Origin of the sequence: Streptomyces cathayae (assembly GCF_029760955.1) — a bacterium.
Classification (GTDB): Bacteria; Actinomycetota; Actinomycetes; order Streptomycetales; family Streptomycetaceae; genus Streptomyces; species Streptomyces cathayae.
Window position 1 is genome coordinate 4,522,882 of the sequence record NZ_CP121682.1, and the last position, 26,514, is coordinate 4,549,395.

Consider the following 26,514-nt stretch of genomic DNA (forward strand, 5'->3'; position numbering starts at 1 on the left):
ACGTCCTCCGACTCGCTCCGCCGGACAGGCCCTGAGCCCCGGCCCGGTTCCCGGCGTCTTGCCGGAAGCGGGGAAACGACAGCGAGGCTCCGGGGCACACGGGGCGGTGTGGTCACCGGCATCGCTCACGCTCGGGCGGATGCGGTGAGCGGCCCGACCGCGTCCCACGTGTCCCGTGCGCGTGCGACGGCCCGGAAGGCATCGTGCCGTCGCACGCGCCGCGGTCCGCACGCGCCGCGGTCCGCACACACCCGGTGCGGTCCCCCGGTGCCGAGCGGATAGCATCGCGCTCGGCACGGCCCCCGGCAGAGGCGATGACCATAGGTTCGGACGCGGTACCTCCCCCCACAGCGAGCATCAGCCTGCGCGAGTTGCTGATGGCACTGGGTGATGCGCTGTTGGAGGTGCAGGCGGCTCCCGCCGGACTGGACGTCGAGATCCGCAGCGTCGCCCTGCTCGACCCCGAGGACCCGCCGGTCACCCGGCCGGGCGAACTGGTTCTCGTCATCGGTGCCCGCGGCCGGGCCGCCTATCCCGCGCTGCGGGCCGCCGGGCGCGACGGAGCCGCCGGCGTCGTGGTCAAACTGGACGGCCCCGGCCAGGCCGCGGCCCTCAGCGAGACCGCCGCCGAGGCCGGGGTCGCCCTGCTCTCGCTGCGCGGCGAAGCGCGCTGGGAACAGGTGAACACGCTGGCCCGCGCCGCCCTCGACGACGTGCCGCCGGGCCTCCCGGGCGAAGGGGCCGAGGAGGGCGACCTGTTCTCGCTCGCGCAGACCACCGCCATCCTCACCAACGGCATCGTCAGCATCGAGGACGCCGCCCACCGGGTGCTGGCGTACTCCCGCTCCACCGACTCCGACGAGATCGACGACCTGCGGCGGCGCTCCATCCTCGGCTGGCAGGGGCCGGAGCCGTACCTGGCGAAGCTGCGCGAGTGGGGCGTGTTCCAGAACCTGCACTCCAGCGACGAGGTGATCAGTATCGACAGCCACCCCGAGCTGGGGATCCGCCGTCGGCTCGCGGTGGCCGTGCGGTCCGGGGGCCGGCAACTGGGGACCATCTGGGTGCAGGAGGGCTCGACGCCCCTGTCCGAACACTCGGACCGGGCACTGCTGGGTGCGGCCCGGGTCGCCACGCTCCACCTGGTGCGCCGCCGCCGGGAGCTCTCGGAGGGACTGACGTTCACCCGGACCCTGCTGGCCGGACTGCTGGACGGGAACACCGGGCCCCAGCCGCTGGCCACCCACCTGGGATTCGACGCGGCCCGCCCGGCCGCCGTCCTGGGCTTCTCGTACGAGACCGCGGATGTCGTCGCCGCCCCGGAACTGACCCACGCCGAGGTCACCAGCCTGATCTCCGTGCACATGGCCGCCCGGCATCGCAGTGCGCTGGTCACGCAGGCCGACTCCCGCATCTATGTGCTCCTGCCCCAGTTGCCGCGCAGCATCGACGTGGACACGTTGCGCGGCTGGGGCCAGGAGATCACCGACGCCGCAGGCCGCCATCTGGACCTGCCCCTGCGCGGCTCGGTCGGTTGCGTGGTGTCCGGGCTCGGGGACGTCCCGGAGTCACGGCGGGAGGCCGACCGCATCCTCGACGCCATGCTGGGGACCGACGTCCCCACCGCGGTCGCCGCACTGCCGGACATCCAGGCGGAAGTGCTGGTCAGTGAGCTGCTGACGCTGCTCTCCGTCCATCCCGAGATACGGGATCCACGGCTGACCGCCCTCCTCGAGCACGACAGCCGCAACCAGGGCCGCCTGGCGGAGACCGTCCTGACCTATCTGAATTCCTTCGGCGACGTACGGGCCGCCGCCGCCCAGCTGTATGTGCACCCCAACACGCTGCGCTACCGCATTCGCCGGGCCGAGGAGCTGACCGGTCTCGAACTGAGCCGTCCTGACCAGCGTCTGCTCGCCATGCTCCAGCTGCGGCTGTCGCCGCCCACCGCCTGATCCCGCCTCCTTCCGCATTGGTCGGTCGTACAGCCGATCGGGGTCGGGTTCGTCGAGCCGTACAAACACATCGCCTCACGGCCCCCCATACGCTTGCGCGAATTCATCTCCGCGAGTGATGCGGACCGGCTCTCGCACCGCCTCTCACGAGGAGACGGAGCACAGCGCCGACGTGCGATGACGACCCCATCATCGACACCGCATCCGTATATCGAACACCACCCCCCACATAGTGAACGGTTTCGAGAACTTCCAGGGTCACGGCCGACCCGTTGCCGAACCGGCCTGCTCGTTCCCGAACCGGTCTGCTCGTTCCCGCCGATCACGGGGTATCCGGAGATCCGGATCGCCGGTGATCGGAGACCGGTGGCCCGGTGAACACGGCGGCCACTTCCGGCAAGACTCCCCAACCCCACTTTGGACGGATGTCGACATGACTGCACGCGCCCCTGACTCCCTGGCCACGGCCACCACTCCACCGGCCGGTGACCCGCCCCCGGAGCAGTCGGGTCTGAAGGCCGGTCTCAAGAACCGCCATCTGTCCATGATCGCCATCGGCGGTGTGATCGGCGCCGGCCTCTTCGTGGGCTCCGCCTCCGGTATCGCCGCCGCCGGGCCCGGCATTCTGCTGTCGTACGCGCTGGTCGGAGCCCTGGTCGTCCTGGTGATGCGGATGCTCGGCGAGATGGCTGCGGCCAACCCGAGCTCCGGCTCCTTCTCCGCCTACGCGGACCGGGCGCTGGGCCGCTGGGCCGGGTTCTCGATCGGCTGGCTGTACTGGTTCTTCTGGGTCGTCGTGCTCGCCGTGGAGGCGACCGCGGCCGCCGTGATCCTGGAAGGGTGGGTGCCGGCCGTACCGCAGTGGGCCTGGGCACTGATCGTGATGGTGGTCCTCACCGCCACGAACCTGCTCTCGGTCGGCTCCTTCGGCGAGTTCGAGTTCTGGTTCGCGGGCATCAAGGTCGTCGCCATCGCGGGCTTCATCGTCCTCGGCGGCCTGGCGGTCTTCGGTGTGCTGCCCGGCTCCGACCACGCCACCACGGGCTTCGCCAACCTCACCGCACACGGCGGCTTCCTGCCGCACGGGCCCGGAGCGATCCTCACCGGCATCCTGCTGGTCGTCTTCTCCTTCATGGGCAGCGAGATCGTCACCCTCGCCGCCGCCGAGTCCCCGGACGCGCAGCGGGCCGTCGCGAAGGCCACCAGGAGCGTGATCTGGCGGGTCGGCATCTTCTACGTCGGCTCGATCCTCGTGGTGGTCTCCCTGCTGCCCTGGAACGATCCCGCGATCCAGGAGAAGGGGTCGTACGTCGCGGCACTGAACTCCATCGGCATCCCGCACGCCGGCGAGATCATGAACTTCATCGTGCTGACCGCCGTGCTGTCCTGCCTCAACTCCGGCCTCTACACCGCCTCCCGGATGGCCTTCTCCCTGGGCCAACGCGGCGACGCCCCGCGGTCCTTCGTACGGACCAACGCACAAGGTGTCCCACAGGCCGCGATCCTGGCTTCCGTGGCCTTCGGCTTCGTGGCGGTCGCCTTCAACTACCTGTGGCCGGACACGGTGTTCCAGTTCCTGCTGAACTCCTCGGGCGCGGTCGCGCTCTTCGTGTGGCTGGTCATCTGCTTCTCGCAGCTGCGGATGCGGGGGATCATCCTGCGCGAGAGCCCGGAGAAGCTCGTCGTCCGGATGTGGCTGTTCCCGTACCTGACATGGGTGGCGATCGGGATGATCTCGTTCGTGCTCGTCTACATGCTCACCGACGGCAGGGAAGGCGGCGGACGGAGCCAGGTGCTGCTCTCCATGCTGGTGGCCGTGCTGGTGATCACGATCGCGTTGGTCCGGGAGCGGAGGCGCCCGAGAAGTACCGAGGACGCGGTCGCCCCCCGGTAGCCGCCCCGGACCTCCACCCGGCGGTCCGGGCTCCCCGCCGTCCTCGGCGGGGAGCCGCCACCGGGACCGGACGGCCCAGCGCCGACCGTGCCACGCGCGGCCAGTCGGCCGCCGCGCCGCTGCCCCGCCGTGCGTGCGGGCGGTCGCGCGGCACGCGGACCCGGAGCGCACCGGGCGCGCTGCGGCACACCACGGGTGACGGCAGGACGACGTGCTCTCCGTCGATGCCGACCGGGAGGGTGTCCGTGCCGGCCTCGACGACGACCTCTTCGGCGGACAGCCGGACGAGCCCCCCGGAGCGCGGACCGCGCACGATGCGCGCGGCCTCGGCGGTGCTGCCGACCCGCACGCACACCAGGCCGAGGAGCCCCGAGTCCAGCCGCTCCCTGCGCCCCGGACGGGCCGCGTCCACGGCACGTCCGTAGGGGTTGTTGCTGACGAGCAGGGCCTGGAGCCCGTCGACGCGGGTCCGGCCGGTCCGTACCCGCAGCCTGAGCGCCTCCTCGCCGGTGAGGAGGCCGGGAAGGGCGCGCAGGGTCGTACGGGCCTTGGCGTCCCGGTACGCGGGGTCGGTGACGACGGACGCGTACGTCCCGAACGAGGCGTTGTTGACGAAGACCCGGTCCGCGGCGTACCCGAGGTCGACGCGGAGTTCGACGCCGTCCCCCAGGGCCCGCAGGGCGGCGGCCGGATCGTCGCGGTCGAGGCCGAGATCGAGGGCGAAGTGGTTGCGGGTGCCCGCGGGGATCACCACGAACGGCAGGTCGTGGCGTGCCGCGACCTCGGCGACCAGGGCCTGGGTGCCGTCGCCGCCCGCCACCGCCAGCAGATCGGCTCCCTCGGCGACGGCCTGCCGGGCCAGCTCGACGACGTCCTGGCCCGCGTCGAGCAGGGCCACCCGGCAGCCCGCCGCCCGGGCCTTCTCCACCAGTTGGAAACGGCCCACCTTGCCGCCCCCGGAGTACGGGTTCATGAGCACCCAGGGGGTGTGGGGCGCCTCGATGACCGCCTGTTCGGAGGTGGGGTGATCCGGTGTCAGGGCCGTACGCGCCGTCGTGACGGCCAGCGCCCACAGGGCCAGGGACACCAGGGCCGGTCCCAGCAGGTCGAACGCGGCGTACAGGGCGAACACGGTGACCGGCGCGGCCACCGACAGGACCGCCCCGAGGACACGGAGCACACCCGTGTGGGCCAGGGCCCACCACACGCCGACGGCGGCGAGCGCGAGCCCCGCGACGCCGACCAGGACCCACAGCACGCTCCGCAGACCGGCGGCGACGAGCGGCACCAGGATGCTTCCCAGGAGGGCGAGCAGGGCGAGGCGGGCCCGTCCGGCCCCGCCTTCGAGTGCGGCCGGGGCCCTGGACCCGCCCGGTCCGCTCGTACCACCTCTGCGCCGTTCCACCTGTCGGCCCCTCTCCTCGTGCTCCCGGTCACCGGGCGGGTCCGGGGCCGTGGCCGGGTTCATGGGTGTTCCTCCGCGGCGGCCGTGGTGTCAGACCGCCGGGACGGGTGGGTGCGGCTCCGCGGAGTGCGTCCTTCGGAGCGCGGCCCGCCACGCGAAGGCGACCACCACCTCGGCCAGGCCGAGCAGGACGAGCCACAGGCCGAGCAACCGGGTCAGGGCGCGGGCCGATTCGACCGGCAGGGCGAGGACCACGATCCCCGCGACGACGGCGAGCACGGCCGTGCCCAGGACGACGCCGCGGTGCGGCAGGTCCGGGGTGGCGAGGGCCGTGTAGAGGGTGAGCACGCCGGAGACGAGCCAGACCACCCCGACGATCAGGGAGAGCGCGGCGATCGTCTGCAGCGGGTTCCGCAGGCACAGCACCCCGGTCAGGACGTACAGCACGGCCAGGAGCAGCCCCGGGAGCCGTTCGTGCCCCTCCCGGGCGAAGACGGCCACGAACCGGAACGCCCCGGTCACCAGGAGGTACAGGCCGAGGAGGACGGCCAGGACGTGCAGGGTCGCCTCCGGCCAGACCAGTACCAGGACGCCGGGCACCAGCGTCGTGACGGCCGAGCCCAGGAGCCAGGTCCAGGAACGGCCGAGCCGTGCGAGTGCGTGGGTGGGATCGCCCATCGGATCGAAGGGCACGCGGTCGGGACGGCGTTCCGGCCCGGTGTGCGATGCCGGACCACGCGGCATGGACATGGCTCCTCCTCCTCGCGTGGCGGTGTGCGAGGACCTGACGGATCCAGGGTCACGCCGGTCACCCGGTGCCGGATCACCCACCGGGGGTGATCCGGCACCCGGTGCAGGGGCCCTCCACCCGGTGGCCGACACCCCGGGCCCGCGTGTCCTCGGTGCGACCTCAGTGCTTCCTCAGTGCTTCAGGACGATCTTGAAGGAGACGATCAGCAGGCCGATCAGCAGATTGACCGACGCGGTGGCGGCCATCAGCCGCTGGGAAGCACCGGCGCGGTGCGCCGCGGCCACGGACCAGCCCACCTGCCCGGCCACGGCGACGGAGAGGGCCAGCCAGAGGGCGCCCCGCACGTCCAGGCCCAGCAGCGGGCTGACGGCCACCGCGGCGGCCGGCGGGAAGGCGGCCTTGACGATCGGCGACTCGTCACGGCACACGCGCAGCACCAGCCGGCGGTCCGGAGCCCGCTGCGCCAGCCGCGCCCCGAACAACTGGGCGTGCACGTGCGCGATCCAGAACACCACACCGGTGAGCACCAGCAGCAGCACCAGCTCGGCGCGGGGGAACGAGCCCAGCGAGCCGGCGCCGAGCACCACCGAGGCCGCGAGCATGGAGCCGTAGACGGCACCCGTGTAGTCCGCGTGGGCCCGGCGCTCGGCGCGGCGCACCCGCCGGTCCGTGGCCGGGCCGGCCCTGGTTCTGGCCCTGATTCTGGGCACGCCTGGCTCCCTCGGTGTCGGCCTCGGTCTCAGCGCGTCGGGCCGGTCGCCTCGGCCGGGGCACCGGTGTCCGGCTGCCGCGGACGGCGGCCCGGGGCGGTCGGCAGATGCGGTGTGACCAGGAAACCAGCGAGAGCGACGCCGCCGATGATCATGAACGCCGCCATGACCGGTGCGTACCACGTGATGACGGCCTGGAGGGCGGTGACCTCGGTGTCGACGTCCTCGACCAGCCGGCTGACGGACACGTTCATGACGGAGGTGACCAGGACCATCAGGAACCGGGCCGTACCGAGAACGATCAGGACCCGCCAGTGCTCCACACCGTCCACCTCACCGAGTCGGCCCGGGACACCGGTGGGGCTGGCCGGCCGGGCAGCGGCCGACGCCCGCCGCTCCGTCCATCGCACCCGAAGCGCGCGCCCCGTGCCTCACCCGCCACGGGGGAAGGAGCGGCGCTTTCCGGGGGGCCTTGCGCGCGGAGTGGGAACCGGCTTTCCCTCCGGCCCGGAGGTCCGGCCCGCCTCGGCCACGGGCTGGTCTCGCGCCGGGTGACCGAACCGGGCGCCGACCTGCTCGACCTGCTCGACCTGCCGCGCCTGCGTCGGGCGCTGTCCGTCCACTACGACGACCACACGGTTTTCCGTTCCCCGCTCGAGGACCTCCTCGCAGAAGCCGGACGCCGGGGCCACGACACGCGTCTGCTGCGGTGCGCCTTGGTTGCCGGGCTCCGGTCTTCGGTCACCGGTCACCGGTCGCCGAAGGCTCCGTGACCGGCGGAGCCGACCACCGGGTTCAGTCCTCGCGGACGCTGAGCAGGTCGCCGGGCTGGCAGTTCAGTTCGCGGCAGATCGCGGTGAGGGTGGAGAAGCGGATCGCCTTCGCCCGGTCGTTCTTCAGGACGGAGAGGTTGACCACCGTCACCCCGACCCTGGCCGCCAGTTCGGACAGGGTCATGCCGCGGTCGGCCAGCAGCCGGTCCAGGTGGACTCGGACCCGGTGTTCCTCCTCCGGCGGCATCAGACCAGCCCCTCGGTGTCGGCCCGCAGCTTCGTGCCGCGGCGGAAGACCTCGCTCAGGGCCAGGACGAGGAAGGCGAGCAGGACGTACTCGCCGGAGAAGGTGGCCGAGAAGGGGACCAGGTCGGCCAGGGGGGTGCCGCTCACCAGCGCCTGTGTGGTGAGCGACAGCAGCATCGGGGAGAAGACGCCCTGCACCAGCACCACGATCCCTATGACGCTCAGGCGTCGGGCGTTCCTCGGCACGAAGACGTCGCCGCCGTGCAGGGTCCTGGCGATCTGGAGGAGGAGGGCCAGGACGAGGAGCAGGAGCAGGCTGCCGACGAACTCCGGCAGGGCGAGCAGCAGGCGCCGGCCCAGGTCGGGGTCGGTGAAAACGAGGTCGGCCCGGTGGGTACCGGTGAGCGTCATGCCGTGGCCCGCCGCCGCCTCGGTCACAGCGCCCGAGACCGAGGCCGTGCTCCCGGTCTCGACCTCGCGGGTGTCCACCGGGTCGATGAGGCCGACCACCCCGAGGGCCGGGGCCAGCACCCCGAAGACGCCGACCAGCAGAGCGGCCAGCCCCAGGACCGCCCCCAGCAGCCGGTCGTCGGCCCGGCTCCACCAGAACTTCGTACGCATGCTTCCCCCGTCCGCCCGCCACCGGCATATCGATTTTCGATACTATCGACAATCGATAGGTGGGCTGTCAAGCCCGCGGGTCCACTCCCCGGGCGCAGCCGGCGATCGCCGAGACCGCAGCCCGCTCGTCCCGCTCGTCCCGCGCGCACCCGCGCCGCCCGGGCACCCAGGAACATGTGACCCAGCGCACACCGTGTGCGGCGATGGCTTCTCCTCGTGCCGTCGGTCATACGAGCGACCACGACCACACCGGCACGGGGAAGGCCCGACCATGACTCACACGCTCAGCGCGACCCGGCACCCCGCTTCCGTCACGTCCGCGGCACGACCGGCGGCACGGCGGGCTCTGACCGGCGGCGCGGCGGCGGGCCCCCTGTTCCTCGCGCTCGGCGTCGCCCAGGGCCTGGCACGGGACGGCTTCGACTTCACCCGCAACGCCATCAGCCAGCTCGCCCTCGGTGAGGCGGGCTGGATCCAGACGGTGAACTTCCTGCTCACCGGAGTGCTGCTGATCATGGGGGCGACCGGTCTGCGCCGGGCGCTGCGGGGCGGTACGGGCGGCACCTGGGGGCCGGTCCTGGTCGGGGTGTTCGGTGCCTCGTTCTGGGCCGCCGCGATCTTCCCGGCCGACGCGGGGGCCGGTTTCCCCGCCGGTGCGCCCGACACGGCCACGCTGAGCGGGCACGGTGCCGCGCACATGGTGGCCGGGACGGTCGGCTATCTCGCCCTGTGCGCGGCGTTCGTCGTTCTGGCCCGCCCGCTCGCCGCCAGGGGCCACCACGGCTGGGCCCGCGCCTCACGCCTCGTGCCGGTGGCCGTCCTGGCCGGCTTCACGGCCTCCGCCGCCTTCGTGCCGGCCTTCACCGCGGGGGCGGGCCTCGGCCTGCTGTGGCTGGCCGCGGTGACGGCCCGCCTGGCCGCCACCCCGACACCCCGTCTGGCCGTCACCCCGGCAAACCGCTAGCCGCCCGCCCTCCGGCGGACATCATCGAGACCACCCGGAGCATCCGGATCAGAAAGGAAACGGGCATCCCATGACCAGCGCAGTGAAGGGTCCCGCCGGCTACTTCCCCTCCATCGAGAAGAAGTACGGCCGCCCGGTCGCCGAGTGGAAGGACCTCATCCGCACCTCCCCGCTCACCCAGCACATGGAGCTCGTCCACTGGCTCAAGGCGGAACACGGCCTCGGCCACGGCCACGCCAACGCCCTCGTCGCCCACACCCTCGCCGAAGACGCGGGCAAGTGACCGTGCCGGTCCCCGCCTGAGGCGTGGAGGCGGGCGGCCCTGCCGCCTACGCGTGCCAGTAGCTGCGGCGGAGCAGTACCGCCAGGGGGACGATCTCGATACGGCCGAGGAGCATGAGAGCGGTGAGGATCGCCTTCGACAGGTGACCGAGCGGCGCGTAGGAGCCGAACGGGCCGACCTCGCCGAATCCCGCCGCGCTGACGCGCTCACGGCGCAGGAACGCCGGGTCGAGGCCCGTGGCGTGGAACACCCGTGCCCGGTCGAGTGCGGCCGCGGCCGCACGCGCCCGTGCCGCGTCCGGCTCGATCAGCCGCACGGAGACCCCCTTGTCGAGCAGGACCCGGGCGATGGCCGTCCCCATGCGCCCGGCGCCGAAGAGCGCGACGTCATCGACGGGATCGGCCCCGGTGACCAGCCGGCTCCACGCGCGCGCCGCCGCGAGCGACGCCATCACGATCACCCAGTCGCCGGGCCGCGCCACCTCGTGCGCGGTCGGTCTGATCCACTTCCCCTCGCGCACGACGGCGACCACCCGCGACGCCTCGGGCAGGCCCGCATCACGCAGACGGCGGCCGGCGAACCGCGGCGGCCCCGCCTCGTGGATGTCGACGCCGAGCACGACCACCTCGCCGCCGGCGAAGAAGTCCACGTGCCGCGCACCCGGCACGTGGAGGACGCGCGCGACGGCGCTCGCGGTCTCGAACGCCGTCGAGACGAGGAGGTCCACGTCGAGATCACCCGCACGCCAGGCTTCCAGGTAGTCCGTCCCGGTGGCCCGTACGACCGTCCGCGCCGACGACAGCCGGCGGGACAGCATCGCGGTCACCAGGTTGACCTCGTCCCGCGACGTGCACGCCAGGACGAGCTCGGCGTCGGCCACCCCGGCTTCGAGGAGCGTCTCGCGCCAGGTGCCGCTGCCGTGCGCGATCCGCACGTCGTAGGCGTGCGACACGGCCTCCAGGCGCGCCTGGTCGATGTCGATCACCGTGCACTCGTGCGTCTCGGCGAGCGACTTCACCACGGTGTGACCGACCTGCCCCGCACCCACCACGACGACCCGCATGCCAGCATCGTGGCACGCACGGCCCCCGACCGCCGCGACGCCGGCGTCGGGCCCCCGAGGCCGCCCACGAGCACCCCGGACCGCGCCCGCCCCGGGTCGGCGCGGGCTCTCCGACGACACCACGCACGCGAGGTCGGTAACGGGCCTGGAGCATTCCGATTGCGCTGTCGGCGGACCGTTCCGCCCTCCCTTGTGTTCATGAAAATGTCGAGTAATCGTCATTACATGATTACGGCACAGCAGCGAGAGCAACTGAGGGGCTGGTTCAGCGGCCGGCTCCCCGACGATCTCTTCGAGGAACTGGCCGAGGTGACGGTCGACCGCGAGGAGATCACGGTGATCGGACGCATTCCCGGACCCCGGCCGGTAGAGGACGCCTCTCCGGCCGAGCGGGAAGCGGCGATCGAGGGCCGGATCCAGGAGTTCCGGGAACGCACCCGGGACGCCCGGATCACGGTCGCCCGGGACGCGGAGCACCGCTTCGGCCGGAAGGTCTCCTGGGGAGTGGAGTGCGACGGGCGGCGCGCCCTGTTCACCCATGTCGCCGCACCCGTCATGACCCGGCTGCGCCAGCCGGAGCGCCAGGTCCTGGACACGTTGATCGCCGGCGGGGTGGCCCGCAGCCGCAGCGAGGCGCTGGCCTGGTGCGTGCGCCTGGTCCAGCGGCACACCGACGACTGGCTCACCGAACTGCGTGAGTCCCTGGAACACGTCCAACGGGTGCGGGCCCAGGGACCGGACAGTGAACGACAGGAGGACGAGCCCACCGCCGACGGCGAGTGAACGGCGCCACCGCGCGGGGCGCGCCCCGTCCCGTAAGGGCCGCCGCGCCGCTGATGCGGACAACCGGGGCCGAACCCTAGACTGGCGACGCCAGGAAGAGCCCCGATCAGGGAGATGTGAGCCATGGCCAAGCGAGCCAACAAACGACGCGGCCGTAAGAAGAAGAAGGCCAACCACGGCAAGCGCCCCAACAGCTGAGCCTGAGCCCATCGAACACGCCACCGAGGACGATGAACCGCTCCGGGGCTGATGGAGGCTCTGATACGCCTCCCCCTACCGTGCTGTGGTCGCCGCGGCCACGAACACCGGCAGCGCCAGGAAGAGCCGGTCGGCCCTGGCCCGTGCCCGCTGCTCGGTGAGCCGGCCACCCGCCTGCTTGCGCGTGACGGCGCCGGCGGAGCAGGCTCCCTCGACCAGTCCGGTGAGCAAGGGCGACATCGCCGGTCCGGTGCACACCCCGGTGTGCACCTCGACCGTCACGTCGTCGAAGCCGGTGTCCAGGAGAGGGCTGCGGTACCGGCGGGCGGAGCGCGGGCCGGCGATCAGGCTCGCGCGGGCGTGCACGACGGCGCGGGGGAGGGCCGGATCGTCGGAGTCGATGACGATGGTGTCCCAGTCCCGGCCGATCAGCGTGATCCGCCCTTCGGGCGCGAGAACCCTGCGGGTCTCTGCCGACGCTCCCTCTGGCTCGGCCGGTTCGTGGAACACTTGGTCGGCTCGGTAGGCGCCCACAGAGGTGTCCGGCAGCGGCAGGTCGTACGCCCCCGCGATCCGGAAGCACGCGTGGAGTTGCCGTGCGCCTCTGCCAGGGGGTACAGCCCGCTCTCCCGGAGTACGTCGTGGAAGCCGGTACGGCGGTCCGCCCCGGCCTGGAGGTCCGGGGGCCGGTGATGGTCGCGATACGGCGTCGCCCCTGCTCGACGAGGTGCCGGACCGTCAGCCGGGCGCCTTCAGCGTCGTCGACGTCGACGGACCGGTCGGGGACGTAGCCGGTGGGGCGGTCCACCAGCACGGTGGGCGTCCCGAACCGTTCGATTTCAGCGGGCAGCGGGTCCTCGCCCCGGAATGAACTGAGCAGGGCCCGTCGACGTGGCGGGCCCTGAGGAACGCGGTCAGCCGGTCGCGGTCCCGCTGGGACTGGGCGTTGGCCGGCAGCAGTGGGATTCCCCTGTCCGCGAGGCCCGCGGTGGCGCCCCGCACGACGGCCGAGAAGCAGGGTTCCTCCCGGAAGACCCGCTCCTGCTCGACGGCGACGGCGACGGCGAAGGCGACGGCGACGGCGACGACGAAGGCGACGGTGTCGGTGCGCCGGCGCACGAGGGCGCGAGCCGCCGGATCGGGTACATGACCCCGTTCCCCGTTCGCGGACGGCCCGGGACGGCACCGTCCGCCGTCGAGCCGACCGCGACGTCAGGCCGCGATTCCGGTTGGCCGACGGGTTCTTCCCCCCGGTCGTACCGAAGGCCCGGTGCGACCGGGGTACGCGGAGAAGGGAATACCCGGACAAACCTTCCGTCAGGAGGCTCCGGCTTTCGGACACTTCCGAAAGCCGGCGGCGGGGTGGCCGTCAGGCCTGGTCGAGGCGCGCTCGCTGGTCGGGCTCCAGACGCAGGTCCACAGCAGCAAGGAGCTCATCGAGTTGCTCGACGGAACTGACGCCCGCAATGGGGATCACCGGAGGGGTGCCGTGCAGCAGCCAGGCCAGCACCACCTGGTGGGGCGTGGCATCCAGCTCGGATGCCACCTCGCGCAGAACCGCCAGTCGCGGTGCGGTGCCCGGGTGGTCGTAGGCAGGCGACAGCGGTTTGTCACCCCGTGTATAGGCGCCGAACAGGAGGGTGGAATAAGCCATGAGCGTCAGATCCTGCTCGCTGCGCACGTAGTCCAGCATCTCCGGCGTCACATGGACGTGACCCCCTTCGGGCAGGGCGACGTCGAACCGCGGCTGGAGGTAGGAATATCGCTGCTGCACACAGCTGTAGCTCGCCCAGCCGTTGTCCTGGGCGACGGCACGGGCCTGCTCGACACGCCAGGCCGGATGGTTGGAGGCGCCCAGCACCCCCACCCGGCCGTCGGAGACCAGCTCGTTCAGGGCGCCGAGGGTCTCCTCCAGTGGGACGGTCCGGTCTTCGACGTGCGACCAGTACAGGTCGATACGGTCCGTGCCCAGGCGGCGCAGGCTCTCCTGCGCGGCCTTGCGTACCACGGGCGCGGACAGGCCCTCGGCCGTCTCCAGTCCGGTCCCGGGAACGGTGGGGCGCCCGCCGAACTTCGTGGAGATCACCACCTCCTCGTACAGCTTCCGGTCGGCCAGCCAGCGGCCGATCGTGGACTCGCTCTCGTCTCCCGTGCTTCCCGGAAGCCAGAAGACGTAGTTGTTGGAGGTGTCGATGAGGTTCCCGCCGGCCTCGACGAAACGGTCGAGGATGGCGAAGGAGGTGCGCTCGTCGACGGTGCTGCCGAAGGGCAGCGCCCCCAGGCAGAGTGCGCTGACCTCGGGACCACTCGGACCTCCGATGCGGCGTCGCAACATGTCGGATCTCCTTGATGCCATAGGTGCCACGGGGGCATGGGGCATGGGGGGCATGAGGGGGCATGGGACGGTCGGCCGCTCATGGTGGGCCACCGGGCCGCACTGACAACCTAGGCGCCGATCGGTACGGGGTCCCGGTCCGGTTGCAGGCCGGAAATCCAGGCCAATCGTCCTTACGGCCGAGGTTCGGCGCGTTCCCCCGCAGACCCGACTGCCTCCACGGCCGCCCTGCTGATCGGGTTCGGGTTCTTCCGCGTGGGCCTGGCCTGTGTGAGGCCGCAGACGTTCAAGGCGGTGGAGGGCCTTTCCACAGGAGACGGGTCGAGCGGTCGCCGCTGTCGCGACGCCGGGCTACGCCGGCCCGATCAACGGCCGCCGCTGATCGGGCCACTGGCCCATCCGCTGGGGCTGCCGACAGCCCTGGGCCTGCTGGTGCTGCTCATGCCCGCCGTCGCGCTCGCCCCCGTGTCATCGCCGTCCGGTCCTTCGCACACCCCCAGCACGGCGAACAGCCCCCGGGGAGGGACAGCCGACGATCAGGTGAACCGGGCACCCGTCACTCGCGGGTCCTGCTGATGCCTGCGGTCCGTACGGCCTCCGACAGCCGGCCGACTGCTTCCGGCACGGCCGCGTCCGAGAGGTTGCCGTATCCGAGTACCAGGGCGGGCGGGCCGGGCCGGGCACCCATCCGGTACTCGTCCAGGTCCACCAGACGCAGCCCCCGCCGCGCCGCCCGGTGCACCACCCGCGCGGCGCCGCGGCCGTCGAGGTGGAGCAGCAGATGGAAGCCGGCCGCAGCACCCGAGATCTCAAGCCCGGGCAGTGCCGATGCCAGTTCCGCGAGCAGGAGGTCCCGGCGGCTGCGGTACCTCAACCGCGACGCCCGCAGATGGCCGTCATACCACCCCGCGTCCAGGAACGCCGCGAACGCGAGCTGATCGATGACCGGCGGTGGCGTGACGGCCACCGCCGCCTCATGCATCGCCTCGGCCCAGCGCGGCGGGGCGACCACCCAGCCGATCCGCAGGGCGGGGGAAAGCGTTTTGCTCAGCGACCCCATGAGCGCCACCCGGGCGCTGTCCATACCCTGAACGGTGCCGACAGGACGGCGGTCGTAGCGGAACTCGGCGTCGTAGTCGTCTTCCAGCACCAGCCCGTCGACCTCCCGTGCCCAGTCCAGGAGTTCGGCACGGCGGGCGGGGGAAAGCACCGTTCCGGTGGGGAACTGGTGGGCGGGCGCCACGACGACCGCGCGGGTGCGTGGGCTCGCCCGCAGCCGGTCGATGCGCAGACCGTCGCGGTCGACCGCCACCGGAACGGGCGTCAGACCGACGGCGGACACCGCGGATGACAGTCGCGACCAGCCCGGATCCTCCACGGCCACATGAGTGTGGCCCGCCGACCGCAGCACACGGCACATGCGCACGACCCCGTCCAGGGTGCCGTTGCACACGACCAAGTCGTCGGCGGAGGCGACCGCGCCCCGTCCCCGCACGAGATACGCGGCCAGCCGCTCCCGCAGCCGTGGATGGCCGAGGACGTCCGGATAGCCGAGATCCGAGGAAGCGATCGACGCGGTCACCTCCCGCACCGCGTCCGCCCACCGCTTCCTGGGAAACGCCCGCAGGTCGGGCATGCCCGGCAGCATCTCGAACTCGACCGGCGCGGCGACCCGCGGCTTCGCGTGGGGCCGCCTCTGATCCGGCACCGCCGTGGCCCGCACTCTGGTCGCCGAGCCGCTGCGGGCTTCCAGATAGCCCTCTGCGATGAGCTGGGTGTAGGCCTCGGTGATCACCCAGCGGGAACACCCCAGATCCGCGGCGAGCACCCGACTCGGCGGCAGCGCGCTGCCGGGTGCGATGCGGCCGCCGACCACGGCGGAGCGCAGGGCTCCGCACAGTCTGCGGTGCAGTGGCCCCTCGGGTCGGTCGTCGAGTTCGAGCAGGGTGCTCCAGGCCGGGCTCTCTCGGTCCTGCCGCATGACGGCCGATGCTATCCGAGCGTCCACGCCGTCTTGCCTGCGCGCGCAGCAACGTTGAGGAACCGCACCGCAGGACGGTGAACGCCGAAGACGGATACGCGGCCCGCGAAGACCTGGCGCACCCTCTGCCCGTCGCGATCGCCGCCGGCCGGTAAGAACAGGACTGCCGCGCTCTCGTCCGTGCCTGTGCCCTCGAAGCGGGAACCACGCCGGACCGGCTGCAAGCGGAACTGACCGGAGCACCGCGCGCCAGTGACAGCGTGATCCGGGAAAGCCTCACACGCCGCTCAGAGCTCGGACCTGCACCCCGTACAGAGAGCACCCCTGACGGACGCACGCACCTGAGGAGATCGTCGAGCAGCGGCACCGACTCACGCGGACGAGGCCGACCAGAGCGCCTCCCTGGGGGAGAAATCCCAGGTCAGAGGGTAATGCGCTGTGCCCCGGCAGGATTCGAACCTGCGACACCCGCTTGAGGAGTTCGGTCCGATCCTGCTCCGGTTGCTGTCGGTGACTGGTGCGACGGCCGGACAGGGGTGCTGACGTACGTCCCGGGTCGACGTCGTTGACGGCAGACGTGAAGGTCGGCGACCTTCTGGTCCGTGGCTCTGCGGAGCTCGGTCAGCGCTGGTCGGACGGGTCGCTTCCTGGTTCCCGGCGGGCGCTGCCGACCGGGACGGCCGCCGGGGTTGCCGTACTTCGCTGCTGTACGGCGACCCCGGCAGTTCGCGGTGGCTGCGACCGTCGCTCAGGCCCGCGCGTAGGTGAGGCAGTCGACCTGCTCGTGCTCATGACCGACGGTGATGGACGGGGCGTGGCACTCCAGCCCGGTGTTGTGCCGGCAGTCGGCCATCTTGCACGCTCCGACCCGGCCGGTGACGGACGGCTCTCCCCCCTCCATGTCCGCGCTCATGAACGTGTCACAGACGGGGGCGCCGGCGTCTCCCACGGTGATCGCCACGGCGTGGCAGGTGTGGTCGTGGTTGTAGGCGCAGCTCTCGGCCGCGCATTCGCTGATGACCGGCAGTTGCATGACGGGCGTGGCTGCCATGAGAGGGTCTGCTTTCTTGAGATGTCCTACGGGTCGGTCGCTGTGGTGGTGGCCCTCCCTGAGCGGCGTGGCACGCCACCACCACGAGCAACGGTCACTGCTCCGGCTTGCCGGACCGGCGCCTCAGCTCGTCCACGTCCCGCCGAGGCCTGGCGATCTCGTTCTGGAGCTGTCGCAGGCAGTCCCTGGTTTCTCCGCGTCCGCGGCGCGGGCACGAGGCTCCGGCGGCGGCGCGTAAGGACGGGGTGCCGGAGAGTGGTCATGGGGTGGCGGGTACGGAGGGGCATGGCGGTGCCGTGGACCGCGTCCACGCCGACAGCTCATGGGACGCTCCCTTCCTGACTTCACTTCCACTTTCCGCGATGTTCGGTGGTGGCGCACTTCGTCCGGGGGCAGAAGGCCTGAGGCCGACAGGCCGACCGCTTCCCTCTTCCCCAGGGGGAGGGGGGCGATCGTCCCTCCCGGTGTGGTCCGTACCGCCGCGGACGTCGACGCCGCCGACGGTCCAGCGGCTCCGGCCACGGGCCTCGCCCAGGCCTCGGGCCATCCGCCGGGCCCGAGCCGGCCGGGACGGCGAGCCGTTCCCGGCCAGGGCACACGGTGCATAAGTGGCGCACTGTCACATGGCATCCCATACTGGGCCAAGTGTCACGGGAAGCAGGCCGCTCGATGAAGAGCGCCTGCCTCGCCTCGCGGCGGCCGGAATCGAAGTGCTGGGCCCTGCTCAAGGGCCCGCCCGGGTAGCCCGCCCTCACTTCCGACAGCACGGCTGACCTCACCAGTGGCACCCCTCCCGACAGCACCCGTGACACCGACCGTGGCCGCGTGCGACAGCACGACGGTCGCCGGACACCGGTGAGGGGTCGCTGGACACCCTGCCGAAGAAAACTCGTCGCGCGATGCATCCGAGAAGCCGCTCATCCGGAAGCCGGGCCCCACGTGTGACCGGGGTCCCCCACGAAGGGAGTTCCGATGACGAACTCGCGCAGCAGGAAGATCGCCACCGCCACCGCCAGTGCCTGCGTACTGTCCCTCGCCGTGGCCGTCCCCGCCTCCGCGGACGGTACGGCGCAGGAGGGCGGCAAGGCGTCCGTGTCCGTCTTCCACGGCGTTCCGGGCCTCACCGTCGACGTGTACGCCAACGGGAACGAACTGCTTCCCGACTTCAAGCCCGGCACCCTGACCGAACCCCAGTCCCTGGACCCGGGCGTGTACGACATCGAGGTCTTCGCCGACGGCAAGGGCCCCGACGGCGGTCCCGCCATCCAGAAGAGCGTCGAGATCCCGGCCGGGGCGAACGCCACGCTCGCGGCCCACCTCGACGCGCGGGGCACCCCCGTACTCACCGCGTTCGTCAACGACACCTCCAAGGTCCCGGCCGGTCGGTCGCGGCTGACCGTCCGTCACGTGGCCGCGGCACCCGCCGTGGACGTCCGCGCGGGCGGCGAGCCGGTCATCGAGGGCCTGACCAACCCGAACGAGAAGTCGCTCGAGGTGCCCGCCGGCACGGTGAGCGCCGATGTCGTCCTGGCCGGAACCGACACCGTGGTCATCGGCCCCGCCGACCTGGACCTCGCCGAGGGCACCAGCACGGTCGTCTACGCCTGGGGCAGCGCCGCGGACAAGAACCTCGCGCTGAAGACGCAGACGATCAGCGGCATGGAATCCGCGCCGCGCGGTGTGAACGCCGGCGAGAGCGGCACGATGGCCGCCGACAACGAGTCCGCCACCGTCTGGCTCGCCTGGGGCGCCACGGGCGCCGTCGCGGTCGCCGGTCTGCTGGCCGCCCGCCGCCGGTACTCCCGAAGCCACTGACGGCCATGCGCTCCTCCCTCAGGGGCGGGCGGCCCACCGCGGCGGCCGTCGGGGCCGCCGCGGTGGTCGCCGTCGTCCTGACGGCGCTGCTGTTCTGGTCGCTGTGGCCGTCCGGAACCTCGGCGCCGTCGGACTTCGGCACCCGGCCGCGGGCCCAGGAGCCCACGGCCGGGGCCTCGTTCGAGGGCCACGACAGTGGACCGGGCGAGACGGAGAACGCGTCCGGCCCCGTACCCGAGCCGACGGCGCTGCGCATTCCACGGGTCTCTCTGGACGCCCGGCTCCAGGGCGTGGGCGTCAAGGACGACGGAACGGTGGAGATCCCCGACAGCGTGGGGCAGGCCGGCTGGTACCGCCACGGCCCCGCGCCGGGCGCCCCCGCCGGATCCGCCGTCCTCATCGGCCATGTGGACCACCGCACCGGCGACCTGGGTGCCTTCGCCAAGCTGTACGGACTCCGGAAGGGCGACGACGCCACCGTCACCCGCGAGGGCGCACCCCCCGTGAGGTACAAGGTGACGGCCCGCGAGGTGGTCGACAAGGACGGACTCCCCGACGAGGTGTTCCGGCGCCACGGACGGCCGGTCCTGACCCTGGTCACCTGCGCTCCCCCGTACGACCGCGAACGCGGCGGCTACCAGCGGAACTTGCTGGTGTACGCCGTTCCCGCCCAGGAGCGCGGCCAGGGGTGACCGGCTCGGAGCCCGCCAACGAACCGGAGGCGATGGCCTGACGGCCCAGCAGTGCAATCCGGAGGGGAACGACTTCTGCGGGGTGCAGCGGACCGGGTCTGCCCGGTGGGGCACGCCCCACCCGCGACTCCTGCCGTGCCTGCGTGAGTTGCGCGAGCGCGGACGCCTCCGTAGGTCCCGCTACCCTTGCGGGCACGCCGTCCTGACGATCATGGCGGCCGGCTTCACAAGAGATACCGGTACCCGCTCGACGTACCCGAGTACGTGTGTTCAGGGGCCGGTTGGGAGGGGGTCCCGTGACAGAGAAATTACCTGTGCCCGTCGAATCACCTGAGCCCACCGAACTGCCTGAGCGGTCCCGGCATTCGGGTCGAATACCCGAGAGAGGGGTCGCGGACACGGGAGGAGCACGGAGGACGGGAACGCCACCGGAGGGCAGGACGCGCGCGACGACGGACACGCAGCTCGGCGAAGTCCCCAGCCTCATGTACGCGGGCGCCTACGCCCACGACCTCTGGTTCACCGACCTGCGCCGCGGATCACCCTCCCCCGTGGGCACCGCCGTCCTGTGGGCGGCGCTCGCCACCGGCGTGCTCAGCATGACGCTCCTCGACGACGGTGTGGGCGTCAATCTGTTCCTCGTCGCCCTGCCGGCCACGCTCACCGCGTACTTCGCCGCACGCCAGGCAGGCCGGTTGCAGGCCCGCCCCTGGACGCTCGCCTGGGGCATCGGAGGGATCGCCCTCCTACTGGTTCCGGCGCTGCGCGCCGCCCTGTGGCCTTCTCTCCTCGCCGTGGCCACCGCCGTCGGTCTTGCCTCGCTCGCCCTCCACGGCCCGCGGACCTGGGCCGGCGTCGTCCTCAGCCCCTTCGGGCTGGTCGACTCGTTGTTCAAGGGCGCCGGGTGGGGCTGGCGAGGACTGCGCACCCGGGCCGGCAAGGCCTCCGGCAACGTGGGTTCCGCACTGCGCGTCCTGGTCGTGACGGCCGTGCTCCTCCTCGTCTTCGGCGCACTGTTCGCCGGGGCCGACGCGGCCTTCGCCGACCTGCTGAGCAGGCTGCTCCCGGACACGTCCGTCGGCGACGGCCCCTGGCGGCTGGTGCTGTTCGGCCTCGGACTCCTCGGGGCCCTCGCAGCGGCACACAGCGCCGCCGCCCCTCTGTGGTGGGACAGTTTCCGGACCAGTCCGGGCCGCGCCCGCGGCCGGGGAGAATGGGCGCTTCCCCTGCTCCTGCTGTGCGTGCTGTTCGCCGCCTTCAACGCCATCCAGCTCGCCGTCCTGTTCGGCGGATACCGGGCCGTTCTGGACAAGACCGGCCAGACCTACTCCGCGTACGCGCGGCAGGGCTTCTGGCAGCTCCTCGTCGCCACGCTCCTCACCCTCCTGGTCATCGTCCTCGCGCTGCGCTGGGCACCACGCGGCGGGCCCGGTGACCGGAACCTGGTGCGGGGAGTCCTCGGCACCCTCTGCGCACTCACCCTGATCGTGGTCGCTTCGGCGGTACGGCGCATGGACATGTACGTCGAGGCGTACGGGCTGACCCGGCTGCGGATCTCCGTCGTGGCCGTGGAGCTGTGGCTCGGCCTGGTCATCCTGCTGATCATGGCCGCCGGAGTCCGGGGCGCACGCCGGCTGCCCCGCGCCGTCGCCGCGTCGGCCGCCGCCGTGGTCCTCGCCTTCGGCCTGGCCTCTCCCGACGGACTGATCGCCGAGAACAACGTGCGGCGCTACGAGAAGACCCACAAGCTCGACCTGGACTACGCGCGCGGCCTCTCGGCGGACGCGGTCCCGGCTCTGGACCGACTGGAAGAGCCCATGCGGTCCTGCGTCCTCGGCCCCCTGGCGGAGGGGCTCGGTCCGGCAACGGCGTCCTGGTACGAGATCAGCTGGGGAGAGGTTCACGCCCGGCAGATCCTCAAGGAACGGCCGCCGGTGACGACCGACCCGGGCACCTGCGGCAGCAGCGGGGAGAGCCTCGAGTACGACCGCTGACCGGGCCCCCGTTCCGCCGGGGCGGCCGGCCGCCCCGGCCCCGGTGTCCGGGACGGTGGGGGAGACGCCTCCTCCTGGGAGATGTGGACCCTGTGCGGACTCCAGCGGCACGGTTTCGAACACGGGGGAAGGGCCAGTTCAGGAGGAAACCCCTCCCGAACCGGCCCTCCTGTCTGCGCCCCCGGCGGGATCCGAACCTGCGACACCCGCTTGAGGAGTTTTCCCGGGCAGGGCTGTGGCCTGTGGAGACATGGGCCGCAGGGTGTCTGACCAGGGGTAAGGACTCCTCAGCGGTTCTCACGTGTTCACGGTGCTTCCCGTTCTCGTGTGTGCTGAATGCGTTCCACAAGGGCCGTCTTCCCGGCATGACGGTATTCCCTCAGCAGCGCCACGGAGAGCGGCAGCAGCAGTCGGATTGACGTGCATGCGAACGTGAAGGAGCCGAGCCTCCCGACGCCTTCGGCGTGTTCAGGGAAGTGTTCAGACCAGGTCCGGCCGGATCTTCCACGGGTGCGCGGCCGCGGTCTCGGTGCCGTCGGCGAGGACGCCGACCACGCGGTAGTAGGAGATGGAGCCGAGCGGCTGGGCGGGGTCGTCGTAGGACTGGTAGTAAGCGCTGGTGGGTGCGACGGTGCCCAGCAGGTCGTAGGCCCGCGTCTCGGGATTCCAGCGGCTCACCCGGTACTCGGTGACCGAGGCGCAGACGGCGCCGGAGCAGTGCCACTCGACCGGCCTGGCGTCCTCGGAGGCCGTCCAGCCGCCACCGCCGTACAGCGGGCCCTTGTCCTGGCGGATCGGCTCGGCCGGGGTGGTGTCCAGCTCGGTGGCGGTGACGGTGGCCCAGTCGGCGGTGGCCGTGGCGTTGCCCCACGTGTCGACCGCGTAGACCGCGTAGACGTACGACTCGCCGTTCGGGACGTCGATGCACAGCGCGGCCGTCGGGTCGTCCTGGCCCAGGGTGCAGGTGCCCAGCCACTTGACCGAGCCGTCGGCCTGCCGGGTTCCGCGCAGGGCGCGGTAGGAGGCGATGTCGTCCTCCGTCGAGGCGTTCCAGCGCAGCAGCATGCCGTCGGCGCGCGGCGTCGCGGTCAGTCCGGTGACCGGCCGCGGCGCGACACGGTCGGCGGTGGTCACCGTGACGGTGGGGGAGGGAGCGGACTCGTTGCCCTGCCAGTCGGTGAAGACGACACCGTAGGTGTAGGTGGTGTCCAGCTCCCAGCTCTCGTCGTAGCAGACGAACGTGTACTCCTTCCGGATGGGGTTGAACGTCTCGCTCTCCTCGGCGCACCGGACCCGCACCGCGTCCGCCCCGAGCCGGGTGCCCTCGGAGCGCAGCACCGTGAAGTAGGCGTCGTTGATCAGCTCGTCGAGCGTCGGGTGCTCCGGGGCGTTCCAGGTGAGCAGCACCCTGGTCCGGCCCGGCGTCACGTGCAGGTTCACGGGCGCGGCCGGGGCCGCGCGGTCGATGCCGTCGGAGGTGACGGGCTTCGAGTACGGGCCCGGGTTCCCCGCCGCGTCGAGGGCGCGCACGACATAGGTGTGCGGCGTTTCGTCGTGGCCCACGGAGTGCGTGTACGAGGTGCCGGTGAGTTTCTCCACCAGCGTGTACGAGCCGGTGGCCGGGTTCCTCTCGTACAACTGGTAGGCGACCGCGTCCGGCACCGCGTTCCAGCCGAGCACCATTCCGTTGAGGTCGCCGTGCGCGGTGAGCCCGGTGGGGGCGGCCGGACCCGTGCGGTCGGGCGTGGTGACGCCCTGGTCGGCGGTGCCGGCGGACTCGTTGCCGGCCTTGTCGATCGCGCGGACCTCGTAGTAGTACGTCTGGCCGGTGGGCGGCGGGGTGTCGGTGTACGACGTGGAGGTCGTGGTCGCCAGCGGCTTGGCGGGGTACGCGCTGCCCTTGAGGCGGCGGTGGACGCGGTAGCCGGCGAGGTCCATCTCCTTGTTCTTGGACCAGGTGATCCTGGCCTTGCCGGTCGCCGTGTCGTACGTGACGGTGGTGCCCGTCGGGGTGCGCGGCTTGACCTTGTCGACGGTGGACGAGGTCCGCGGCGTGTAGCTGAACTTGACGTTGGCGGCGCCGGTCCAGTTGACGAAGTCGATGCGCAGGGTGTGCTTGCCGGACGGAATGGAGACGTTGACCGTCTTCTTCACCGTCGTCGAGACGTTCTTCCACAGGTTGACCTTGCGGACGCCGTCGAGGTAGACGCGGATGCCGTCACGTGTTTCGACCGGGAAGGAGAAGGGGCCGCCGGAGCCGAAGTCGCGGGTCACCGTCCAGCGGACACCGAAGTGGTTTGCCGGCAGGCCGGAAGCCGGGGCTTTCGTGCCCCAGTTCTGGTCGATCTTGGAGTCGCAGTCGGTCTTCTTCGGCTTGCCGGAGAAGGTGGTGTTCGCGAAGAACTGCCGCTTGTAGACCGGCGAGGCGCAGGTGGTCGCGGCGGAGGCGGGCGTGGTGACGGCGGTGAGCAGGCCGCCTGTGGTGGCGAGCACGATCGCGGTCGCGGCCGCGGAGGTGGTGCGTCTGTCCGGGTTCATTCAGTCCTCTGGTTCAGGATCGGGACGGCGGATGAGGCCGTCCCGATCACGACGTGCGAGCAGGGGTGTTGGTTGTACGGCTGTGGGGACGTGGGCCGGCGCCCACCCGACGCGACAGTCGGGCCACCAGCCTGACCACCTGCAGAAATCTCCACCTCGAACGAGCCGAAAGGGTCCGTCAGCAAGGTGACGGCTCCTCATGCAAGATCGAGGCCGACGCGATCAGGCACACCGAACCCGGGGCCTTGGGATGCATGACCCGCCGGCTGGCGCAATCGCTGGACGAGGCCGTTTGCAGCAACGAGTTTTGGTCGTGGCCGCGCCGATGTGCAGCCCGCACGCTGCCCGGGCCCGGCAGCCTGACGACACGCCAGACAGGTTCCACCACGCACGGTGTGCGCGTCCTAACATTCCGTCAGGAAATGATCGAGGCCCTCGGACTGCAGAAGGCGAGAGAAATGATCGCACGAAGAGACCTTCTCGTGACCGGGGCCGCTGGTGGGGCGGCCCTGGTTCTTCCAAGGCCTGAAGGGGCGATGGCACTCCCCGACGGGACCGCGGTGACCCCGAGGGCCGGGTCTGCCGGCACATTCCCCGTCCCCACCCTGGATCCCACGACCGTCCCGAAATACGTCACCGACCTGGTGATTCCGCCGGTGATGCCGAAGGCCCGTCACTCGCAGCGGCACGGCATCGACACGTACGTCATCGGTGTCCGGCAGTTCAGCCAGCAGGTATTGCCGCCCACTCTGCCGTCCACCACTGTGTGGGGATACGGCTCGCTCGAGGACCGCAACACGTTCAACTCCCCCTCGTTCACCATCGAGGCCAGGGTCGACCGGCCGGTCCGGGTCACCTGGGTGAACGACCTCGTCGACAGCCGCGGCCGGTTCCTTCCGCACCTGCTGGCGGTCGACCCCACCCTGCACTGGGCGAACCCGCCGGGCGGCGAGGCCGGGCGCGACTCCCGGCCGACCTTCACCTCGACGCCGGGGCCGTATACCGGACCCGTGCCGATCGTCACTCATCTGCACGGTGGGCATTCGACCGAGGAGAGCGACGGCTACACCGAAGCGTGGTACCTGCCACGCGCGAAGAACATTCCTCGCGGATTCGCCACCGTGGGATCGTTCTACAACGAGTTCCGGGAGGAGTTCGCCCATGCGCACGGTCTGGAGTGGGAGCCGGGTACTGCGACCTTCCAGTACGCCAACGACCAGCGGGCGGCGACCCTCTGGTTCCACGATCACACCCTGGGCATGACCCGGCTCAACGTCTACGCCGGACCCGCCGGGTTCTATCTGCTGCGCGGCGGCGAGTCCGACCTGTCCAAGGGGGTTCTGCCCGGGCCGGCGCCCGCCTTCGGCGATCCGCCGGGCACGCGGTACCACGAGATCCCCCTGGCCATCCAGGACCGCTCGTTCAACTCGGACGGCTCGCTGTTCTACCCCGCGAGCCGGGAATTCTTCGACGGGTTCCCGGGGCCGTACATTCCCACCACCGATGTACCTCCCATCTGGAACCCCGAATTCTTCGCCAACACCATGGTGGTCAACGGCCGGACATGGCCGAAGCTCGAGGTCGAACCGCGCCGCTACAGGCTGCGCTTCCTCAACGGGTGCAATGCCCGGTTCCTGATTCTGAAGATCGCGGACAGCCCGACCGCCCGGCCGGCCCAGTCAGCCCTGCCGTTCTGGCAGATCGGCAACGAAGGCGGATTCCTGCCCGCACCGGTGCGACAGGAGCGGCTGCTGTTGGCCAACGCGGAGCGGGCCGATGTCATCGTCGACTTCACCGGGATTCCGGAAGGCACCGAGCTGTACCTCATCAACGAGGGCGCGGACGAACCCTTCGGCCGGGGCGAACCAGGTGTGGACTTCCCCGTGGCGGATCCGGCCACCACCGGTCAGGTGATGAAGTTCGTGGTCGGCCCACCGGCGAGTAAGGACACCAGCGTCCCGCCGGATCAGCTCAGACTGCCCAGGACCAGGCCACTCGGCTCGCCGAGCGTCACACGTCGGCTCTCCCTCAACGAGGTGCAATCCAGCAGTCCCCAGGTGCCACCGGGAACGCCGGTCCAGACTTTGCTCGGGACGGTCGACTCCGTCGGCAATCCGGTGTTGCTCGGCTGGGCCGATCCGGTCACGGAGAACCCAAGGCTGAACGCGACCGAAACATGGGAGCTGTACAACTTCACGGTGGACGCCCACCCGATCCACATCCACGAGGTGGCGTTCGAGGTGGTGAACCGGCAACCGTTCGACGGGTCCCCCATCCCGCCGGAGAGCTGGGAGCGTGGCTTCAAGGACACCGTGATCGCTTATCCGGGAGAAATCACCCGGGTGAAGGCCCGGTTCGACCACCCTGGTCGCTTCGTCTGGCACTGCCACATCGTCGAGCACGAGGACAACGAGATGATGCGGCCGTACCACATCGGAGGCAGGCGCAAGAAGGACCACTGA

23 protein-coding genes and 1 pseudogene are annotated in these 26,514 nt (G+C 71.4%); 11 read left to right on the forward strand and 13 right to left on the reverse strand.

The window, feature by feature from the left end:
• Window positions 1-314 precede the first annotated feature (314 nt).
• Window positions 315-1,955, forward strand: coding sequence for a helix-turn-helix domain-containing protein (locus PYS65_RS20755; protein ID WP_279335425.1), 1,641 nt, complete (start codon window positions 315-317; stop codon window positions 1,953-1,955).
• A 433-nt stretch (window positions 1,956-2,388) separates the two neighbouring features.
• Entirely contained in the window at window positions 2,389-3,849 is a 1,461-nt protein-coding gene (locus PYS65_RS20760; RefSeq protein ID WP_279335426.1) for an amino acid permease, read from the forward strand.
• On the opposite strand, the gene PYS65_RS20765 is transcribed toward PYS65_RS20760, so the two are convergent.
• From PYS65_RS20765 to PYS65_RS20780, 4 genes and pseudogenes are all read right to left on the reverse strand, one after another.
• Entirely contained in the window at window positions 3,782-5,317 is a 1,536-nt protein-coding gene (locus PYS65_RS20765; RefSeq protein ID WP_279335427.1) for a diacylglycerol/lipid kinase family protein, read from the reverse strand. The two genes, PYS65_RS20760 and PYS65_RS20765, sit on opposite strands and share 68 nt — an antisense overlap.
• A gap of 27 nt (window positions 5,318-5,344) precedes the next feature.
• Window positions 5,345-6,004 carry an HdeD family acid-resistance protein gene (locus PYS65_RS20770; RefSeq protein ID WP_279335428.1) on the reverse strand — a complete coding sequence of 220 codons (660 nt, stop codon included), beginning with the start codon at window positions 6,002-6,004 and terminating at the stop codon, window positions 5,345-5,347.
• A gap of 171 nt (window positions 6,005-6,175) precedes the next feature.
• Window positions 6,176-6,715, reverse strand: a complete 540-nt coding sequence (locus PYS65_RS20775) for a hypothetical protein (RefSeq protein ID WP_279335429.1) — start codon at window positions 6,713-6,715, stop codon at window positions 6,176-6,178.
• 140 nt (window positions 6,716-6,855) lie between these two features.
• Window positions 6,856-7,038 (reverse strand): annotated as a pseudogene (locus PYS65_RS20780) (MFS transporter); the annotation flags it as partial.
• Window positions 7,039-7,266: 228 nt separating this feature from the next.
• On the opposite strand from PYS65_RS20780, the gene PYS65_RS20785 reads away from it, so the two are divergent.
• On the forward strand, window positions 7,267-7,488 hold the full coding sequence (locus PYS65_RS20785) for a hypothetical protein (RefSeq protein ID WP_341483694.1): 222 nt from the start codon (window positions 7,267-7,269) through the stop codon (window positions 7,486-7,488).
• 22 nt (window positions 7,489-7,510) lie between these two features.
• Here the strand turns inward: PYS65_RS20785 and PYS65_RS20790 are convergent, their stop codons facing one another.
• Together PYS65_RS20790 and PYS65_RS20795 are read right to left on the reverse strand one after the other, a co-directional pair.
• A complete protein-coding gene (locus PYS65_RS20790) occupies window positions 7,511-7,735 on the reverse strand; it encodes a helix-turn-helix domain-containing protein (RefSeq protein ID WP_279335430.1) in 225 nt (74 codons plus the stop codon).
• Complete coding sequence (locus tag PYS65_RS20795; RefSeq protein ID WP_279335431.1) at window positions 7,735-8,355, reverse strand: DUF2975 domain-containing protein; 621 nt, start codon at window positions 8,353-8,355, stop codon at window positions 7,735-7,737. Before PYS65_RS20795 ends, PYS65_RS20790 begins: the two co-directional genes overlap by 1 nt.
• A 271-nt stretch (window positions 8,356-8,626) precedes the next feature.
• Between PYS65_RS20795 and PYS65_RS20800 the strand changes: the two genes are divergently transcribed.
• Both PYS65_RS20800 and PYS65_RS20805 read left to right on the forward strand, forming a co-directional pair.
• A complete protein-coding gene (locus tag PYS65_RS20800; RefSeq protein WP_279335432.1) occupies window positions 8,627-9,319 on the forward strand; it encodes a DUF998 domain-containing protein in 693 nt (230 codons plus the stop codon).
• Window positions 9,320-9,389: 70 nt separating this feature from the next.
• A complete protein-coding gene (locus PYS65_RS20805; protein ID WP_279335433.1) occupies window positions 9,390-9,602 on the forward strand; it encodes a DUF4287 domain-containing protein in 213 nt (70 codons plus the stop codon).
• A 46-nt stretch (window positions 9,603-9,648) separates the two neighbouring features.
• Here the strand turns inward: PYS65_RS20805 and PYS65_RS20810 are convergent, their stop codons facing one another.
• A complete protein-coding gene (locus PYS65_RS20810) occupies window positions 9,649-10,665 on the reverse strand; it encodes an NAD-binding protein (protein WP_279335434.1) in 1,017 nt (338 codons plus the stop codon).
• Between the two features lie 225 nt (window positions 10,666-10,890).
• Between PYS65_RS20810 and PYS65_RS20815 the strand changes: the two genes are divergently transcribed.
• Window positions 10,891-11,448 carry a hypothetical protein gene (locus PYS65_RS20815; RefSeq protein ID WP_279335435.1) on the forward strand — a complete coding sequence of 186 codons (558 nt, stop codon included), beginning with the start codon at window positions 10,891-10,893 and terminating at the stop codon, window positions 11,446-11,448.
• 123 nt (window positions 11,449-11,571) lie between these two features.
• On the forward strand, window positions 11,572-11,646 hold the full coding sequence (locus PYS65_RS35245; protein WP_387042757.1) for a 50S ribosomal protein bL37: 75 nt from the start codon (window positions 11,572-11,574) through the stop codon (window positions 11,644-11,646).
• Between the two features lie 75 nt (window positions 11,647-11,721).
• Here PYS65_RS35245 and PYS65_RS20820 read toward each other — a convergent pair whose 3' ends face one another.
• The 5 genes from PYS65_RS20820 to PYS65_RS20845 form a co-directional block, all read right to left on the reverse strand.
• On the reverse strand, window positions 11,722-12,219 hold the full coding sequence (locus tag PYS65_RS20820; protein ID WP_341483717.1) for a methyltransferase domain-containing protein: 498 nt from the start codon (window positions 12,217-12,219) through the stop codon (window positions 11,722-11,724).
• A gap of 165 nt (window positions 12,220-12,384) precedes the next feature.
• Complete coding sequence (locus PYS65_RS20825) at window positions 12,385-12,765, reverse strand: hypothetical protein (protein ID WP_279335436.1); 381 nt, start codon at window positions 12,763-12,765, stop codon at window positions 12,385-12,387.
• Between the two features lie 250 nt (window positions 12,766-13,015).
• Window positions 13,016-13,981, reverse strand: a complete 966-nt coding sequence (locus PYS65_RS20830; RefSeq protein WP_279335437.1) for an aldo/keto reductase — start codon at window positions 13,979-13,981, stop codon at window positions 13,016-13,018.
• 556 nt (window positions 13,982-14,537) lie between these two features.
• Window positions 14,538-15,962 (reverse strand): MocR-like pyridoxine biosynthesis transcription factor PdxR, encoded by a 1,425-nt coding sequence (pdxR, locus tag PYS65_RS20835; protein ID WP_279335438.1) that lies wholly within the window; start codon window positions 15,960-15,962, stop codon window positions 14,538-14,540.
• A 748-nt stretch (window positions 15,963-16,710) separates the two neighbouring features.
• A complete protein-coding gene (locus tag PYS65_RS20845) occupies window positions 16,711-17,013 on the reverse strand; it encodes a DUF1540 domain-containing protein (protein WP_279335439.1) in 303 nt (100 codons plus the stop codon).
• Between the two features lie 972 nt (window positions 17,014-17,985).
• Here PYS65_RS20845 and PYS65_RS20850 point away from each other — a divergent pair.
• The 3 genes from PYS65_RS20850 (at window position 17,986) to PYS65_RS20860 (ending at window position 21,514) form a co-directional block, all read left to right on the forward strand.
• Entirely contained in the window at window positions 17,986-18,828 is an 843-nt protein-coding gene (locus tag PYS65_RS20850; protein ID WP_279335440.1) for a DUF4397 domain-containing protein, read from the forward strand.
• Between the two features lie 5 nt (window positions 18,829-18,833).
• Complete coding sequence (locus PYS65_RS20855; protein ID WP_279335441.1) at window positions 18,834-19,520, forward strand: class F sortase; 687 nt, start codon at window positions 18,834-18,836, stop codon at window positions 19,518-19,520.
• Window positions 19,521-20,005: 485 nt separating this feature from the next.
• Entirely contained in the window at window positions 20,006-21,514 is a 1,509-nt protein-coding gene (locus tag PYS65_RS20860) for a DUF4153 domain-containing protein (protein WP_279335442.1), read from the forward strand.
• Between the two features lie 480 nt (window positions 21,515-21,994).
• Here PYS65_RS20860 and PYS65_RS20865 read toward each other — a convergent pair whose 3' ends face one another.
• Window positions 21,995-24,052, reverse strand: a complete 2,058-nt coding sequence (locus PYS65_RS20865) for a PA14 domain-containing protein (RefSeq protein WP_279335443.1) — start codon at window positions 24,050-24,052, stop codon at window positions 21,995-21,997.
• 254 nt (window positions 24,053-24,306) lie between these two features.
• On the opposite strand from PYS65_RS20865, the gene PYS65_RS20870 reads away from it, so the two are divergent.
• Entirely contained in the window at window positions 24,307-26,514 is a 2,208-nt protein-coding gene (locus PYS65_RS20870; RefSeq protein ID WP_279335444.1) for a multicopper oxidase family protein, read from the forward strand.

Coding starts and splice junctions, on each gene's coding strand:
- PYS65_RS20755 (WP_279335425.1), top strand. CDS start 315: ATGACCATAGGTTCGGACGCGGTACCTCCCCCCACAGCGAGCATCAGC.
- PYS65_RS20760 (WP_279335426.1), top strand. CDS start 2,389: ATGACTGCACGCGCCCCTGACTCCCTGGCCACGGCCACCACTCCACCG.
- PYS65_RS20860 (WP_279335442.1), top strand. CDS start 20,006: ATGTACGCGGGCGCCTACGCCCACGACCTCTGGTTCACCGACCTGCGC.
- PYS65_RS20800 (WP_279335432.1), top strand. CDS start 8,627: ATGACTCACACGCTCAGCGCGACCCGGCACCCCGCTTCCGTCACGTCC.
- PYS65_RS20795 (WP_279335431.1), bottom strand. CDS start 8,355: ATGCGTACGAAGTTCTGGTGGAGCCGGGCCGACGACCGGCTGCTGGGG.
- PYS65_RS20765 (WP_279335427.1), bottom strand. CDS start 5,317: ATGAACCCGGCCACGGCCCCGGACCCGCCCGGTGACCGGGAGCACGAG.
- PYS65_RS20830 (WP_279335437.1), bottom strand. CDS start 13,981: ATGTTGCGACGCCGCATCGGAGGTCCGAGTGGTCCCGAGGTCAGCGCA.
- PYS65_RS20790 (WP_279335430.1), bottom strand. CDS start 7,735: ATGCCGCCGGAGGAGGAACACCGGGTCCGAGTCCACCTGGACCGGCTG.
- PYS65_RS20855 (WP_279335441.1), top strand. CDS start 18,834: ATGCGCTCCTCCCTCAGGGGCGGGCGGCCCACCGCGGCGGCCGTCGGG.
- PYS65_RS20805 (WP_279335433.1), top strand. CDS start 9,390: ATGACCAGCGCAGTGAAGGGTCCCGCCGGCTACTTCCCCTCCATCGAG.
- PYS65_RS20870 (WP_279335444.1), top strand. CDS start 24,307: ATGACCCGCCGGCTGGCGCAATCGCTGGACGAGGCCGTTTGCAGCAAC.
- PYS65_RS20865 (WP_279335443.1), bottom strand. CDS start 24,052: ATGAACCCGGACAGACGCACCACCTCCGCGGCCGCGACCGCGATCGTG.
- pdxR (WP_279335438.1), bottom strand. CDS start 15,962: ATGCGGCAGGACCGAGAGAGCCCGGCCTGGAGCACCCTGCTCGAACTC.
- PYS65_RS20770 (WP_279335428.1), bottom strand. CDS start 6,004: ATGTCCATGCCGCGTGGTCCGGCATCGCACACCGGGCCGGAACGCCGT.
- PYS65_RS20850 (WP_279335440.1), top strand. CDS start 17,986: ATGACGAACTCGCGCAGCAGGAAGATCGCCACCGCCACCGCCAGTGCC.
- PYS65_RS20810 (WP_279335434.1), bottom strand. CDS start 10,665: ATGCGGGTCGTCGTGGTGGGTGCGGGGCAGGTCGGTCACACCGTGGTG.
- PYS65_RS20845 (WP_279335439.1), bottom strand. CDS start 17,013: ATGGCAGCCACGCCCGTCATGCAACTGCCGGTCATCAGCGAATGCGCG.
- PYS65_RS20815 (WP_279335435.1), top strand. CDS start 10,891: ATGATTACGGCACAGCAGCGAGAGCAACTGAGGGGCTGGTTCAGCGGC.